15 protein-coding genes are annotated in these 13,808 nt (G+C 45.2%); 4 read left to right on the top strand and 11 right to left on the bottom strand.

Translation table 11 applies throughout. The annotated features are described in order from the left end of the window. The first annotated feature begins 4 nt into the window (after positions 1-4). Positions 5-400 carry a helix-turn-helix transcriptional regulator gene (locus KFE96_RS16600; RefSeq protein ID WP_255833654.1) on the top strand — a complete coding sequence of 132 codons (396 nt, stop codon included), beginning with the start codon at positions 5-7 and terminating at the stop codon, positions 398-400. Beyond that, positions 397-930 carry an SRPBCC family protein gene (locus tag KFE96_RS16605; protein WP_255833655.1) on the top strand — a complete coding sequence of 178 codons (534 nt, stop codon included), beginning with the start codon at positions 397-399 and terminating at the stop codon, positions 928-930. Before KFE96_RS16600 ends, KFE96_RS16605 begins: the two co-directional genes overlap by 4 nt. 49 nt (positions 931-979) lie before the next feature. On the opposite strand, the gene KFE96_RS16610 is transcribed toward KFE96_RS16605, so the two are convergent. From KFE96_RS16610 to KFE96_RS16650, 9 genes are all read right to left on the bottom strand, one after another. Beyond that, entirely contained in the window at positions 980-1,420 is a 441-nt protein-coding gene (locus tag KFE96_RS16610; protein WP_255833656.1) for a DUF3035 domain-containing protein, read from the bottom strand. 29 nt (positions 1,421-1,449) lie between these two features. Then, entirely contained in the window at positions 1,450-1,965 is a 516-nt protein-coding gene (gene lspA / locus KFE96_RS16615) for a signal peptidase II (protein ID WP_255833657.1), read from the bottom strand. 5 nt (positions 1,966-1,970) lie between these two features. Continuing rightward, positions 1,971-4,778, bottom strand: a complete 2,808-nt coding sequence (gene ileS / locus KFE96_RS16620) for an isoleucine--tRNA ligase (protein ID WP_255833658.1) — start codon at positions 4,776-4,778, stop codon at positions 1,971-1,973. Between the two features lie 226 nt (positions 4,779-5,004). Then, the gene (locus KFE96_RS16625; protein WP_255833659.1) at positions 5,005-5,538 is read right to left on the bottom strand and encodes a hypothetical protein; all 534 of its coding nucleotides are present in this window, start codon (positions 5,536-5,538) and stop codon (positions 5,005-5,007) included. Between the two features lie 194 nt (positions 5,539-5,732). Continuing rightward, a complete protein-coding gene (locus KFE96_RS16630; protein WP_255833660.1) occupies positions 5,733-6,473 on the bottom strand; it encodes a TerC family protein in 741 nt (246 codons plus the stop codon). Between the two features lie 77 nt (positions 6,474-6,550). Then, a complete protein-coding gene (locus KFE96_RS16635) occupies positions 6,551-7,384 on the bottom strand; it encodes an ABC transporter substrate-binding protein (RefSeq protein WP_255833661.1) in 834 nt (277 codons plus the stop codon). A 3-nt stretch (positions 7,385-7,387) separates the two neighbouring features. Further along, on the bottom strand, positions 7,388-8,260 hold the full coding sequence (locus tag KFE96_RS16640) for an ABC transporter substrate-binding protein (protein WP_255833662.1): 873 nt from the start codon (positions 8,258-8,260) through the stop codon (positions 7,388-7,390). Positions 8,261-8,316: 56 nt separating this feature from the next. Further along, complete coding sequence (locus tag KFE96_RS16645; protein WP_255833663.1) at positions 8,317-9,348, bottom strand: bifunctional riboflavin kinase/FAD synthetase; 1,032 nt, start codon at positions 9,346-9,348, stop codon at positions 8,317-8,319. 54 nt (positions 9,349-9,402) lie between these two features. Then, entirely contained in the window at positions 9,403-9,828 is a 426-nt protein-coding gene (locus KFE96_RS16650) for a MaoC family dehydratase (RefSeq protein WP_255833664.1), read from the bottom strand. 247 nt (positions 9,829-10,075) lie between these two features. Between KFE96_RS16650 and KFE96_RS16655 the strand changes: the two genes are divergently transcribed. Together KFE96_RS16655 and KFE96_RS16660 are read left to right on the top strand one after the other, a co-directional pair. Beyond that, positions 10,076-10,462 (top strand): response regulator, encoded by a 387-nt coding sequence (locus KFE96_RS16655; RefSeq protein WP_247017189.1) that lies wholly within the window; start codon positions 10,076-10,078, stop codon positions 10,460-10,462. After that, a complete protein-coding gene (locus tag KFE96_RS16660) occupies positions 10,463-11,452 on the top strand; it encodes a protein phosphatase CheZ (protein ID WP_255833665.1) in 990 nt (329 codons plus the stop codon). It abuts the gene before it with no gap. Between the two features lie 3 nt (positions 11,453-11,455). Here KFE96_RS16660 and KFE96_RS16665 read toward each other — a convergent pair whose 3' ends face one another. Together KFE96_RS16665 and KFE96_RS16670 are read right to left on the bottom strand one after the other, a co-directional pair. After that, the gene (locus KFE96_RS16665) at positions 11,456-12,343 is read right to left on the bottom strand and encodes a TIGR01459 family HAD-type hydrolase (protein WP_255833666.1); all 888 of its coding nucleotides are present in this window, start codon (positions 12,341-12,343) and stop codon (positions 11,456-11,458) included. 8 nt (positions 12,344-12,351) lie between these two features. Continuing rightward, positions 12,352-13,773 (bottom strand): EAL domain-containing protein, encoded by a 1,422-nt coding sequence (locus KFE96_RS16670; RefSeq protein ID WP_255833668.1) that lies wholly within the window; start codon positions 13,771-13,773, stop codon positions 12,352-12,354. Between the last annotated feature and the right edge of the window lie 35 nt (positions 13,774-13,808).

Raw genomic sequence — 13,808 nt, forward strand, 5'->3', positions numbered from 1 at the left:
CCAAATGGTTGACTATTTAGAAAATATCCATATACTTAACCATATGGTTAACGATAATACACAACGACTAGATGCTGTCTTCCATGCTCTTTCTGATCAAACCAGAAGAGGTATGCTTGTAAGTCTCAGCAAAGAAGATCAAACAGTTTCTGATCTGGCAGCGCCTTACGCTATGTCTCTTGCTGCTGCTTCGAAGCATATTAAAAAACTCGAGCAAGCAGGCCTTGTAACCCGCGAGGTTATCGGACGCACCCATATCTGCCGCTTAAACGCAAAAGCAATGGCTGAGGCGCAAGCATGGATCAAACAGTATGAATGTTTCTGGGCTGACAGATTAGATGATCTTGAAACAGAACTCCTGAAAGCAAAACGCAAACAGCTTGCAAAGGATGAGACATGAATATTCATGGAAAATTATTGGACGAGCAAACAGTTCGGCTAGAACGCCTGTTACCCGGGCCGATCGAGCTTGTATGGGAGTACCTGACAGAATCGGAAAAACGCGGCAAATGGTTAGCAACCGGCGAAACCGAACCAAGTGTTGGCGGCAAGGTAGAACTGCACTTCAATCACGACAACCTATCCCCTGAGCGAGATAGCGAGGCCCCTTCAACCGATTGTGGCGACGGCACAATTCACTACGGAACCGTAACAAAATATGAACCACCGTATAGACTAGCCTATACATGGGCCGAAAATACGGGCAGCACCTCAGAAGTAATGTTTGAGCTTGAGGCTATTGGTGACCAAGTGAAGTTAACCATCACACATGAACGACTACCAGATATGGAAACTATTGTTGGCGTGTCTGCAGGTTGGGAAACCCATGTTGCTATAATGGCGGATTGCCTTGCTGGCATTACACCTAAACCATTCTGGGGCGTGTTCAACAAGATCAAAACAGCGTATGAAAACCTCTATGCCACCTAACAAAAAAGCCGGTTCAAAGACCGGCTTTCTTTAAATGATTTATGTAAGTCTACCCGCCCGTTGAAACGCGGTTAACCTCAACATTATCAGGGCGGAAGGTACGTTCTTCAGCTTCAAGAAGATCAGCGAGAAGAAGCTTCTTTTTCACTACATCCTGCGTTAAAGGACCACCAACATTCGAACGAATATCCACATCAGCATACGGCAACTGGCTGAGCAGTTGATTTTCGCTTTGGCTCTTTGGAACCTGACGAGGGAATTTCTTCCCAGGGAACAACGCATCAAATGCAATACGGCCAGGGTTAATAGTTTGAGCGCGTGGCTCGCCCGGGCGTGGCGGTGTTAAAGTTGATTCCGGCGGAACTGCGAGCGGCGCCCTGTCCACAACTTCAAACTCGTTCGGCACATAGGTTTTCTTACTGCCACCGCTACCACATGCAGCGAGACAAGCGGTTGCCAAAACTAAAACTGATACAGACTTGAGCGTCATTCACCCTACTCCCTTGTGATCACGCTGGTTTAATTGTCAGCTTGATCGGCGTTTAAGGCATTTTTAGGGCCTTTCCTGCCTTCAAGCAAGCCATCAATTAAAAGAAGTATCACACCAATGGTTATGGCACTGTCCGCCACGTTAAAAACATAGAAATTATAGCTAAAAGCATGAAGGTGAATAAAATCCACCACAGCACCATGTAAGAATCGGTCAATGATATTGCCAATAGCCCCGCCAAGAATGATAGCAAGCCCCAAACCCTCAAGCTTTCGCTCCGTGGTTCGCAGCCAATTCAACAACCACATACTGATGCCTGCAGTTAGGATAACAATGCCCCATTTACCAAGGCTGTCACCGATAGGCAGGCCCATAGAAATACCGTAGTTCCATACCATGGTGAAATTGAGGAATGGCAGCAGTTCAATGGAACCAACTTCCGGCAGTTTCAAGCCGTTCAATACCCACCATTTGCTGATTTGATCAGCGAGTAAAAGTATCCCGCTGATCAGCAAACCACGTTTAAAATATGGGCCAACCTTCATATCTGTTAGCCTGCGTCGTGCGCATCAACCGCTGCATTACAGCGGTTACACAAGTCACCATTTTCAGTAACTTCTGGAGATACCACCCAACAGCGCTCACATTTCTCGCCATCTGCCACTGTAATAACAGCAACATCTTCACTTCCTACCTTCAGTGTAGCAGCTGAGGTGATGAAAATCTCTGCAGCATCAAGGCCATCAAATGCTTTGAGTGTAGCTTCATCAGCTACAGTCACTTCAGCATTTGCCTGCAAGCTTGAACCAATCGTCTTATCGCGGCGCAGAAGTTCAATCGCAGATGTTACTGTTGAGCGCACTTCGCGGATTTTTGCCCACTTGGCTGCAAGAGCATCATCTTTCCATTCCGAAGGTGTATCCAGCCAAAGCTGACGGTGTACGCTTGGTGCATCGGCACCATGGCGAGACAACCAAACTTCTTCTGATGTGAAAGAAAGGATAGGCGCGAACCACAGTACAAGGCGGTTAAATACTTCATCAAGCACGGTGCGAGCTGCACGGCGGCGCGTATCAGCCGTGTTATCACAGTAAAGCGCATCTTTCCGGATATCGAAATAGAATGTGGAAAGATCAACGATACAGAATTGATAAAGTTCACGGAAGATCGGGTTGAAATCATAGCTATTTGATTTCGAACGGATCAGCTCATCAAGTTCTGCAAGGCGGTGTAAAACCCAGCGCTCAAGCTCAGGCATCTCCGATGCTGGCAAGCGCTCTTCATCCGTGAAGCCATCCAGATTACCAAGTAGGTAGCGCATCGTGTTACGGATCTTACGGTAAGCATCAGCCTGGCCTTTGATGATCTCATCACCGATACGTACGTCTTCCATATAGTCAACAGCAACCACCCACAGACGCAGAATATCAGCGCCATACTGCTGGATGATTGTTTGCGGCGCTACGGTGTTGCCGAGCGATTTGGACATCTTGCGACCTTCACCATCCATGGTGAAACCGTGTGTAAGAACACCTTTATACGGAGCCACGCCACGTGTCCCACAGCTTTCCAAGAGGCTTGACTGGAACCAGCCACGGTGCTGATCAGAACCTTCGAGATACAAATCAGCAGGCGACTGAAGATCAGGACGCATTTCGCTTACAAACGCGTGTGTACAGCCACTATCAAACCAAACGTCAAGAATATCGTGTACTTGCTCGTAATCATCAGCGCTATATTTATCGCCAAGGAAATCCTGTGCAGGAACAGCAACCCATGCATCAGCGCCGCCATCTTTAACCGCAGCCACAATACGGGCATTCACTTCAGCATCCTGAAGAATTTCGCCTGTTTCTTTATGTACGAATACAGTGATTGGTACACCCCAAGCACGCTGACGAGAAATTACCCAATCAGGGCGATCTTTTACCATCGCTTCAATACGGTTCTGGCTTACTGCAGGGTACCAGTTTACTTCTCCGCGAATTGCCCGTAGCGCGTTTTCACGCAGGCCAGTTTTCTCCATAGAGATAAACCACTGTGGCGTATTACGGAAAATAAGCGGTGCTTTGGAGCGCCAGCTGTGAGGATAACTATGTGAAAGCGTGCCTTTAGCAATAAGACCATCAACAGCTGTTAGAAGCTCACAAACCTCATCAGCTACTTTATAAACGTGGCGGCCAGCAACAAGCGCTACATTATCATAATAGCAACCAGCTTCATTCACTGTGTACGGTACAGGAATACCAAATTGAACGTGTGCTACCTGATAGTCATCGTCACCGTGGCCTGGAGCCGTATGTACGAAACCGGTACCCGCTTCAGTGGTTACATGGTCACCCGGTAGCATTGGCACATCAAAATCATAGAAGCCATCCGCATCTGCGTGACCGTTCCATGGGTGCATCAACACGGAACCTTCAAACGCAGAACCCTTTACATGGGCAATCTGTAGATAATTGCTAATACCTGCACGGCTAACAAAATCCACCGCCAGTGCTTCAGCAACTACAAAACGGTCACCTTCTTTGGCAAGGGCGCCTTCTGCTGTCTCAGTTACTTCAAGCACAACATAATCAACAGCAGGGCCAAAACAAACCGCACGGTTTGCAGGGATGGTCCACGGTGTTGTTGTCCAGATAACAACGCGAGCACCATCAAGTTCTTTCGCAGATGTTTCCTTTACACGGAACGCTACATCAATCTGTGTGGATGTGTGATCATGATATTCCACTTCAGCTTCAGCGAGTGCCGTTTTCTCAACCGGAGACCACATCACAGGCTTGGAACCTCGATACAACGCACCGGATGTTGAGAACTTCAAAAGTTCTTCAACGATCTGCGCTTCCGCATCGAAATCCATAGTCAGGTAAGGTTTGTTCCAGTCACCGAAGATACCAAGGCGCTTGAACTCTTCTTTTTGAACACCGATCCACTGATCTGCAAACTCGCGGCACTCGCGGCGAAATTCAACAGGATCAACCTCATCCTTGTTTTTCTTCTTCTTGCGGTATTTTTCTTCGATCTTCCATTCGATCGGCAAACCGTGACAATCCCAGCCTGGAACATACGGTGCATCTTTACCCTGCATCTGTTGTGATTTGGTAATCACATCCTTCAGGACCTTATTCATTGCGTGGCCAATATGGATGTTCCCATTTGCGTACGGAGGGCCATCATGCAGTACGAACTTTTCCTTGCCCGCAGCATCTTCGCGCAGTTGTTTATAAATGCCTTCTTTTTCCCACTTAGCAAGGAATTCAGGCTCACGCTTGGGGAGCCCCGCTCGCATTGGGAAATCTGTTTTAGGCAAAAAGACTGTATCGCGGTAATCGCGTTTTGTTTCTTCAGCAGACATAATTCTCGTTCCGCTCTCTTATTCTTTCGGCGCATAGCCGAATATAACTATATTCTTGGTGAAAGTGACAAACTAGAAACCCCGGTCGCTACGTAAGCGCCGGGCCAGTAATTCGAATAATGCTGGCAGTTATCTGCCACTCATATGAACATAGATTCGTCATGGGGCGAGTTTTAACAGTGGTCACCCCTGCTGTCGAGCATTGAATCTGCTAGAAAGCGCTATTTTACTCGCCTTTGAAATAGATTTGCTGCTTTTCCACTGCCATAGCCCCTTCCTGCCGAATGCGACGTTCAAGGCCACCATATGCCTTCTTGGACTGCCTTCTGTCTGGCCCACTATATCCAGTTATCTGAATAAATGGCTTTGGATGCAGCATGATATCAGCAAGACTTTTAAGCAAAGTTGAAGTTGTAAAAGGAAGAATAATCATCTTATTCACGCCAGCATCTCGCGCAGCGATTACATCATGCCTGCTAGGGTTTTTCATACACATAATAATTGGTGCTATAGAAGTTGGACTGGCAAGCATACGCACAAAACGCACAAAATCCACCCCGCCAAGATCGGAAAAGCTATCTTCTACCAACAGGAAATTAAAATGCGTTTGCCCAAAACGTTCAAGCGCATCTCCTTTGCTTTCAGCAATTTGGATAATATCTGCTTTTTGTTCTTTAAAAATTGCACGCGCACCTTCTGCCGCCTGACCATTTTCCATAGCGATCAAAACGCGCAAATCATTTTTGCTTCCTAGTACCAAGTCACTCGCCCCACGAATACTCAATTAAGATAAAAAGTATAATCTGCTTACTCTTAATAAAGTAACAATCACAACATGCAATTTTAAGTACTGATTCATGCTATTTATTTTTCACCGTGCACAAAAAAATGCCGGCTTCACAAAGAGCCGACATTTTTAACTTATTCAGTATTCCGCTACGGAAAATTTGATTATTACTCAGATTGAGCTTTTTGTTGCTCACGTTTTTTAAGTTTGCGTTTTCGCGACATTAAGTTGAGTACTTCCACACCTAATGAGAATGCCATAGCAAAATAAATATAACCTTTCGGCACATGCACTCCGAGACCTTCGGCTACAAGGAATACACCAATCAAAAGAATGAAGGATAGTGCAAGGATTTTAAGTGTTGGGAACCGCTCAATAAAGCTGGCAATGAATCCTGATGAAAAGATCATTACAATCATTGCAACAGTCATCGCTGCAACAATAACTGGAATACTATCGGTCAGCCCCACAGCCGTCATCACAGAATCAAAAGAGAAAATAATATCGATGAAAACAACCTGCGAGATAACCGCCAACATACCACCAGTGTATGTTTTACAGTCTTCGATTTTATCGCCCGTAATTTCATCATGGACACTATCTGTAGCTTTGTAGATCAGGAAACCACCCCCAACGAGCATCAATATATCTTTCCCTGAGAAAGAATGCCCAAACAGATCTAGAAGTGGTTCTTTAAGACCTATGATCCACGCCACCCCCATTAGCAGACCAATGCGCATAACAAGCGCAAGGGTTAGACCAATAACACGAGCTTTTTCTCGCTGACCATCAGGCAGATGACCAACAAGCAAGGCTACAAAAACCACGTTATCAATCCCGAGAATAATCTCAAGAGATGCCAAGGTCAGGAAGCTAACCCACAGATGATAATCAAGTAACAGTTCCAAGGGAGCCTCCAAGTTAAAATATCAACACGTCTTAGTTAATGATCAAATGTGTTTATAATATTTGAACAGGAATACAATCATTCAACTATATTTTTATTCTCAAATTCATCAATGTTCGCCAGCACAATATCTTTAATTTCATCTGGCGCTCCCTCAAGGTGAGCAGTAATGGTCTCACGGTATCCACCGCTTTTAATTAATTTACTTAAACCGCGATTAAATAGATTACGCATAATTTCACCGTCTTGAGTTTTAGCAAACAGAACATGCGCATAATTATGATCTACATCACTTGGGTAACTTTCAAGGAACACTCCGTTGGAATCATTTTTCATCAAATGGCCCGCTGTAAGTGTTGGCAATAGTGTAAAATCAGCCCGTCCTGTTTTTACAAGCTGGTAACAGTTTTCAAGCGAAGTAGGATTCACAACACGCAGATCATAATGTTCAATATGTGGTCGAATAAAGTCAGGAATGGTCCAGCCAAGAGGATAACACCAGGTGCGCTCAGCTGAACTATCATGAAGGCTTGAAGGAAAACGAAAATCTGAATCGTGAGATATAAACACATGTTTGAAAATATAAATTACATCAGAAAGGTAGAATTTTTCCTCTCTTTCTTTTGAGTACACCCAAGCGAATGTCCCAATTATTCTTTTAAGCTCTAAATCCCGGTAACTGCGAGGCCATGGCCTGATAAGGAGATCAAGATCAACACCTTCCAGTTTCAAACTTTGCCTTACAATATCAGTAAGCAACCCATCATTAAGATGAGCCTTCGAAATATACGGTGCGAAATCGACATCTGTTGCAAGCTCAACCCGCTGTTCTTCAGCCGAAACCGCAGGCAGCAGAGGCCAGAGTATAAGCATGGCGATCAGGAAACCTCGTACTTTGCCTTGCTTCAGCACCAATTACTCCTCCTGCCCATCATGCAAAACACCTATATCACTTAAACCAGCTTTAATATCTTTCTGCATTTCTATAGGTAGACCCACCAAATACGGTGAGATGATATCAAGGTATCGGCCATTTTTTACCAATGCCTCAAAACCTTTATCATATAGCGCTTTAGCCTTTTCACCCGCATGGGTTCGCGCAAATAATATATGTGTATTACCAAAATAAATATCGTCAGGAGCGCTATAAAAGAACAACGGGCCCGGCCTGATACCTTCCGCTAGAAGAATACGAATATTGCTACCAAGCGCTAAACGCTGCACAAAAACTATATCTACCCGTCCGGTAAATATCATACGAAAACAAGATTCGATACTTGGAGGCAGAGCCACCTCCAGCACCCCTTTGCTTTTCATTTCTTCGGCAAAAGCCGGAAGTGTCCAACCCAGTGGGGAACACAGAACAAGTGACTTACCCTCGCTATGTTTCTCGTGAAACGTATCGGGATACTTGAAGTTTTCCACCCTACTGACGAAAACAGCTTCAGATCGAAACATTGGCCGAGACAGAAGGAATTTTTCTTCTCGTTCTTTAGTATGTGCCCAACTGAAGGTGCCGGTAATTTCCCCTATCTCTAAAGCTCGATGCGCTCGCTTCCAAGGCATCAATCTTAGCTTTAAGGTAACGCCCACCTCGGCAAAGCTTGCCCGAACCAATTCTGTGAACAAACCGCCAGAGGCAATCTCATCTGTGATAAACGGCGGGAAATCCATATTGGTGACAAGCTCAATTTCTTCAGCATAGGCTGAAGGTATAGCCAAAAACCCCACACATAATGAGAGGGCTGCTATTCCTGTCTTTATTTTTTTTGTGTCTAAACCGAGCATCTTATTAAAATCATTAATATGAACAACTTAAGATGCCCTTAACTGGGTAGGTTTAATCAGTCTCGCGCTCTGACATGTGGTTCAGGAAACAAATCCAGATAAGCATCAAGGGTTGGACCACCAAGACGTGCGCGGTCATTCTCGGGCTCCGCAAGTACTATTTTGGCAACTCGACAATCTTTTGCAATCTGGTTCTGTAGTTCTTCAAGACCACTAAATTTCATCTCAGGCCTAAGAAAAGCAACAAGTTCAACCCGGAGATGGCGATCATAGATTTCTTCATTGAAATCAAATAGATGTACTTCCATCAACACATCGTGCTTATCAAAGGTAGGGCGCTTCCCGATATTAGCCACCCCCATAATAAAGCGGCTTTCATCATCAAGTCTCGCTCTTACGGCATAAACACCGAGTTTAGGCTGAAGGCTTTCCCCCAACTCAACATTTGCAGTTGGAAAGTTAATCGTGCGACCACGCTGATCCCCTTGGGTCACACGGCCATTAATTGTCCACCAATGTCCAAGCAGTGCAGCAGCTTTTCTAGCCTCACCATTTTGCAGGGCCTTCCTCACTACGGTAGAGCTGTAAACCTCACCTGCATACCCTTCAAGGCCAACAGTTACAGCCTTGATCACAGAAAGACCAAAACCTTCCATATCGCCCATATAAGCTAGAACGTCAGTACCGCCGCCACGCTTGCTACCGAACCGGTAATCATAGCCAACAAAAACATGCTGAGCGCCAAGACCATCAACAAGAATATCCAACACAAAATCTTGGGCTGACATGCCGGCAAGCTCTTTATCGAACGGCAGCACAAGAAGCTGATCCACGCCAAAACGTTCTAGAAGCTGTGAACGTTCACGGAAAGGTGTCAGCCGAAATGGTGGCGCATTGGGTGCAAAAAAGCTAACCGGGTGCGGTTCCGTAACCACAACAGTGAGCTTTAAACCAAGCAAACGCGCTAGTCGGCCAGCTTCACCAATCACCACTTGGTGGCCACGATGAAAACCATCAAAATTACCAAGAGCCACCACACTACCTTGTGTTTCAGCTCCCAGTTCACTGACATGCCTCAATAAGCGCATCTCTTATCCCTGCTTGTTTGCTTTTGGTTTATATAGGTGAAATATAAATATTGCCTATATATTTTTGCGATTAGGCACATACACCAAGGCTTCGCCTGTCACCACCTTTTTGTCTTTTACAAAACAAGCAGTCTCGAATTTAACCCGGTTCTTGCCTTCAACACACTCAAGTACACTTACTTCCGCTTTAACTGTGTCACCAAACTTGACAGGCGCTAAAAACTTTACTGACTGGCTCATGTAAATAGCTCCCGGGCCAGGTAGTTTGGTTCCCAACACTGCAGAAATAAAACTGCTGCTAAGCGCCCCATGAGCAATACGTTCCTTAAATTGGGTCCCTGCGGCATAATCTGCATCCACATGCACGGGATTGTGATCTCCAGATACCGCCGCGAACATATTCACCATTTCTTCCGTTACCAAATAGGTCATGCTCTCGCGCATTCCCTCAGAAATATCTTCAAAAAAAATCTGTTCCATAAGTTCACCTACAAAAAAAACACCAATCAACGGCACCGTTAAAAACCTAAATACCTTCAGCACATATACAGTATTTGCAAATTTCTTTGCGAAATATTAGGGTTAGTGATGAGAAGCAATTGAAAGATCATTATCTTTAGGTTAACCAATTCTTCAGAATGTCGGGGCTAATTTCCCGATATGGGAATAGTTCAGAGGATCTCTTTGGAGATGCTCTTAGTGCAAATCATTATGTTGAGGAAATATCATGGCCGTTGATATGGGTATGCCGATCCTGATCGTCGACGACTACAAAACAATGCTCCGCATTGTACGTAATCTACTAAAACAACTTGGTTTCAATAATGTGGATGAAGCCACAGATGGCTCTATGGCGCTGGAGAAAGCCCGCGCTGGTAAATATGGCCTTATTATTTCTGACTGGAACATGGAACCAATGACTGGTTACGAATTCCTGAAAGAAGTTCGTGCTGATACTCAGCTTAAAGATACACCATTCATCATGGTGACCGCAGAATCTAAAACAGACAACGTGATCGCTGCGAAAAAAGCTGGCGTGAACAACTATATTGTTAAGCCGTTTAACGCTGCGACACTAAAATCAAAAATGAATGCCGTTCTCGGAGATTTCTAAATGAGTGCCGAAGAGCTTCCGGATCAGATCAGATTACTGGTCGATAGTTTAAGGAAGCAAAATACCGCAAACCTATCACTGACAGATGTTGCATCTGTCACGGAAGTATTGATGGGCACAATGCAGGTATTTTTCGCAAACATTGATACGTCTGTTTATCGGGAATGCCGGGCGCTCAGCGACTATATCAGCAACGCCCGTAAGGAAATCGCTTCCTTGCAGCCTTCTGATTTGGAAAGCGCCCGTATTCCGAGAGCAGGTCTGGAATTGGACGCTATTGTTCAGTCCACCGAAGACGCTACAAACACCATCATGGAAGCTGCCGAAGAAATCATGGGTGCTGACACCAGTGATTCTGAAGCTTATCAAGCTGTTACCCAAGATGCTGTTATGCGAATTTTTGAGGCTTGTTCTTTCCAGGATATTACCGGACAACGAATCTCTAAAGTAGTTGAGACCCTCTCCTATATCGAGAAACGAGTTCTCGAACTTCGGAACCTTCTTGGGGTAACCGAAGATGATATCGACGTAGCCAATGAAGAACACCAAAAAGAACTTGATGAACGCGCTCTGCTTTCAGGCCCTGCGCTTGAAGGTGAAGGGATCGATCAAAATCTGGTTGATCAACTTCTTGGAGATGACGATGCGGCACCTGCAGCAGAAGCACCAGCCCCGGAACCTACTCCGGAGCCTGTTGCAGAAGCAGCACCGCCGCCGCCTCCTAAGCCACAGGCTCCTCCACCACCTCCTGCACCGGAGCCACCCAAACCTGTTAATCCACGTCAGTTGGATTCAATGTTTGAGGAAGACTTCGATCCTGTAGCTGAATTAGCTGCCAAGGAAGCGGAAAAAGAAGAAGCTAAGAAAAAGGCCGAAGAGGAAGAAGCCAAAAAGGCTGCTGCCAAAAAAGAAGAAAAGAAGGAAGAGGACATTGATCTTCCCTCTGGTGAAGAAGTTAGCCAGGATGATATTGACGCGCTCTTTGGCTAAGATTTACCAAGATAACTGTTGCATTACGGCGTGGGGAACAGCCTTTCCTGCGCCGAAAATTTTTCTAAACTGTGCAACAGACACCCTACCATCCTCGGCTTGGCGCTCAAGTTCAGGGAATTCCATACGGTGAATACCGCCAGCAATAAATAATCCCTTATACCCAGCAGCCAGAGCACCAGCCATATCAGTTTGCAAGCTATCACCAACCATCAGTATACGGTTTTTGGGTGTATCCGCAGGCAAACCACATTCTTTCAGACATGATTGAAGCGCATAAGCCGTAGGTTTACCAAACCAACGTACCTCCCCGCCTATTTCTTCGTATAGATCTGCAACTGCGCCTGCACACTGATAGAGTTTATCTCCCACATGTACGATACGGTCAGGGTTCGCACATAAAAGCGGTGTTTGTTTTTCTGCAGCAATCTTCAGCCAATTCCTGTGCTTTTCCACATCCCTATAATCAAGGTCTGTTGCAAGAATAACATCTGCTTCATCAGGGTGGTTCACCTCAACAACAGGCAATCCTTCTACCGTATTCCTGTCTCCTGCTGGCCCAAGGTGATAGAGTTTTTTTCCTCTAAAATTTGCCCGCACTTCATCACGAGCCAATCCACCAGACGTTACAACAAAATCTGTTAAATCTTCAGATAGCCCCATAGAAATAAGATGATCTCTTACATGGAACCTCGGTCTTGGCGCATTTGACAGAAAAACCGTTTTAATTCCAGCAGCTCGAGCCTTCTGTATGGCTATTTCTGCAGATGGGTGCAGACTAATTCCATCATGCATTACCCCCCAAAGATCACAAATAATGAGATCAAGTTGATCAGAAAACTCTCGGATTCCTGAAATTAAATCAATGGGACGACCACCACTATTAGGCATAAAACTCTCTACAATTCCCGGCTTAATTCATGTGCCGAAGCTGGTTCGCCAAATAAATATCCTTGTGCAAACTCAACCTGTGTTTCTAGCGCCTGCAATACCATATCTTCGGTTTCAACTCGGCTGGCTACAAGCTGCATACCGCGACGGCGCAACGATGATTTGAAGGCGTCTACGTCACCACGCTCAGGGTGAGATTCTATAAGTGCACTCAAATCTGCTTTGATAAATTGGAAATTATACTTCTCAAGCTCAGTGAAACTATCATCAAACTCAGTCACCATATCTAATGAGAAGCCAAAGCCTCTTTGACCCAGTATTTTCAAACGTCCAAGCACATCATCATTCAACATTTTAAAATCTTGCTGTGCTATCTCAAATACTAAGCGCCCGGAAAACTCTTCATTGCTGGTCATAAAATCAATGAACTGCGGGAAAAACTCATCATCTTCCATAGAATGACGTGACATATTACAGAAAAAGCGAAGTTCGGGTTTTCGCTTACCCATTCTGCGAACAAGCTGAATAAGGCGGAACAATAAAAGGTTATCGATAGTACCTATTAATCCTTTGCTTTCCGCAACTTTCATATATTGGCGCGGCAGTACAATCCGACCATCTTCATCTCTCACGCGAGAGAAACATTCATAGTGTACTTTCTTTCGGCTTGGCAGGCTTACAAGCGGCTGTAAATATAAATCAATACGGTTTTCAGATAGTGATTCTTTCACCACTTTTAGAAGTTGATCTTCACGCTTGATAAGACGGATAGGCGCCCTTCGTGGACCAACAGTAGCACGAGGCTCAGCAACTGACTTTCTTTCTTCATCATCAGATTTTTGATCAAGTGTCCCATCATCGATAACAGCAAGCGCTGCCTCTTCAGGTGTAAGCTCTAACTCTTCGATCTCTTCTTCAGTGATCACCTCTGGAGTTTCTTCTTCCACCTCTTCAACGATCTCTTCGTCATCATCTTCTTTTACGGGAGGTAAATGATCTACGCTAAGTTCAAGCACCTCCTCTTCAGTAGGCTCGACTGTATCTTCAGCAACCTCAACTGGCTTAAATCCACGTTCCTGCGCCGTCACCTGAGAAAGAAGCGTCTGTAGGACTTTAAGTTCAGAAACCACCAATTCATTCTGTTCTTCACCCATTCGGCTTCGGCTCACCATCTCTCGCCGCGCGCGTTCCAAATCCCTACGCAGAATTTTGACTGTGTCTTCAAGACTATCCAACCGATGTTTAGCATTTTTCTCTGAGCGGCTAACTACGAGCCAATTTTGTATCTGCCAAGCTCCGAAAAATATAAACATGCCAATATATCCGGCATGCGACATTGAAATACCCAAAGCACGTGGCAGAATAACCGTCGCTGCTACGCCGAGAATAAAATAAGAAATGAACAATAAGATTTGCGTTATTGGCGCCATAGAGCTTCCCGCCTGACAGTTACCCACTTCTTATA

Source organism: Kordiimonas sp. SCSIO 12603 (assembly GCF_024398035.1).
Classification (GTDB): domain Bacteria; phylum Pseudomonadota; class Alphaproteobacteria; order Sphingomonadales; family Kordiimonadaceae; genus Kordiimonas.

What these genes read in the sequence shown, in the direction of transcription:
- ileS (WP_255833658.1), bottom strand. Translation starts at nt 4,778, where the DNA reads ATGTCTGCTGAAGAAACAAAACGCGATTACCGCGATACAGTCTTTTTG.
- KFE96_RS16610 (WP_255833656.1), bottom strand. Translation starts at nt 1,420, where the DNA reads ATGACGCTCAAGTCTGTATCAGTTTTAGTTTTGGCAACCGCTTGTCTC.
- KFE96_RS16645 (WP_255833663.1), bottom strand. Translation starts at nt 9,348, where the DNA reads ATGCGCTTATTGAGGCATGTCAGTGAACTGGGAGCTGAAACACAAGGT.
- KFE96_RS16665 (WP_255833666.1), bottom strand. Translation starts at nt 12,343, where the DNA reads ATGCCTAATAGTGGTGGTCGTCCCATTGATTTAATTTCAGGAATCCGA.
- KFE96_RS16605 (WP_255833655.1), top strand. Translation starts at nt 397, where the DNA reads ATGAATATTCATGGAAAATTATTGGACGAGCAAACAGTTCGGCTAGAA.
- KFE96_RS16655 (WP_247017189.1), top strand. Translation starts at nt 10,076, where the DNA reads ATGGCCGTTGATATGGGTATGCCGATCCTGATCGTCGACGACTACAAA.
- KFE96_RS16640 (WP_255833662.1), bottom strand. Translation starts at nt 8,260, where the DNA reads ATGCTCGGTTTAGACACAAAAAAAATAAAGACAGGAATAGCAGCCCTC.
- KFE96_RS16600 (WP_255833654.1), top strand. Translation starts at nt 5, where the DNA reads ATGGTTGACTATTTAGAAAATATCCATATACTTAACCATATGGTTAAC.
- KFE96_RS16650 (WP_255833664.1), bottom strand. Translation starts at nt 9,828, where the DNA reads ATGGAACAGATTTTTTTTGAAGATATTTCTGAGGGAATGCGCGAGAGC.
- lspA (WP_255833657.1), bottom strand. Translation starts at nt 1,965, where the DNA reads ATGAAGGTTGGCCCATATTTTAAACGTGGTTTGCTGATCAGCGGGATA.
- KFE96_RS16660 (WP_255833665.1), top strand. Translation starts at nt 10,463, where the DNA reads ATGAGTGCCGAAGAGCTTCCGGATCAGATCAGATTACTGGTCGATAGT.
- KFE96_RS16670 (WP_255833668.1), bottom strand. Translation starts at nt 13,773, where the DNA reads ATGGCGCCAATAACGCAAATCTTATTGTTCATTTCTTATTTTATTCTC.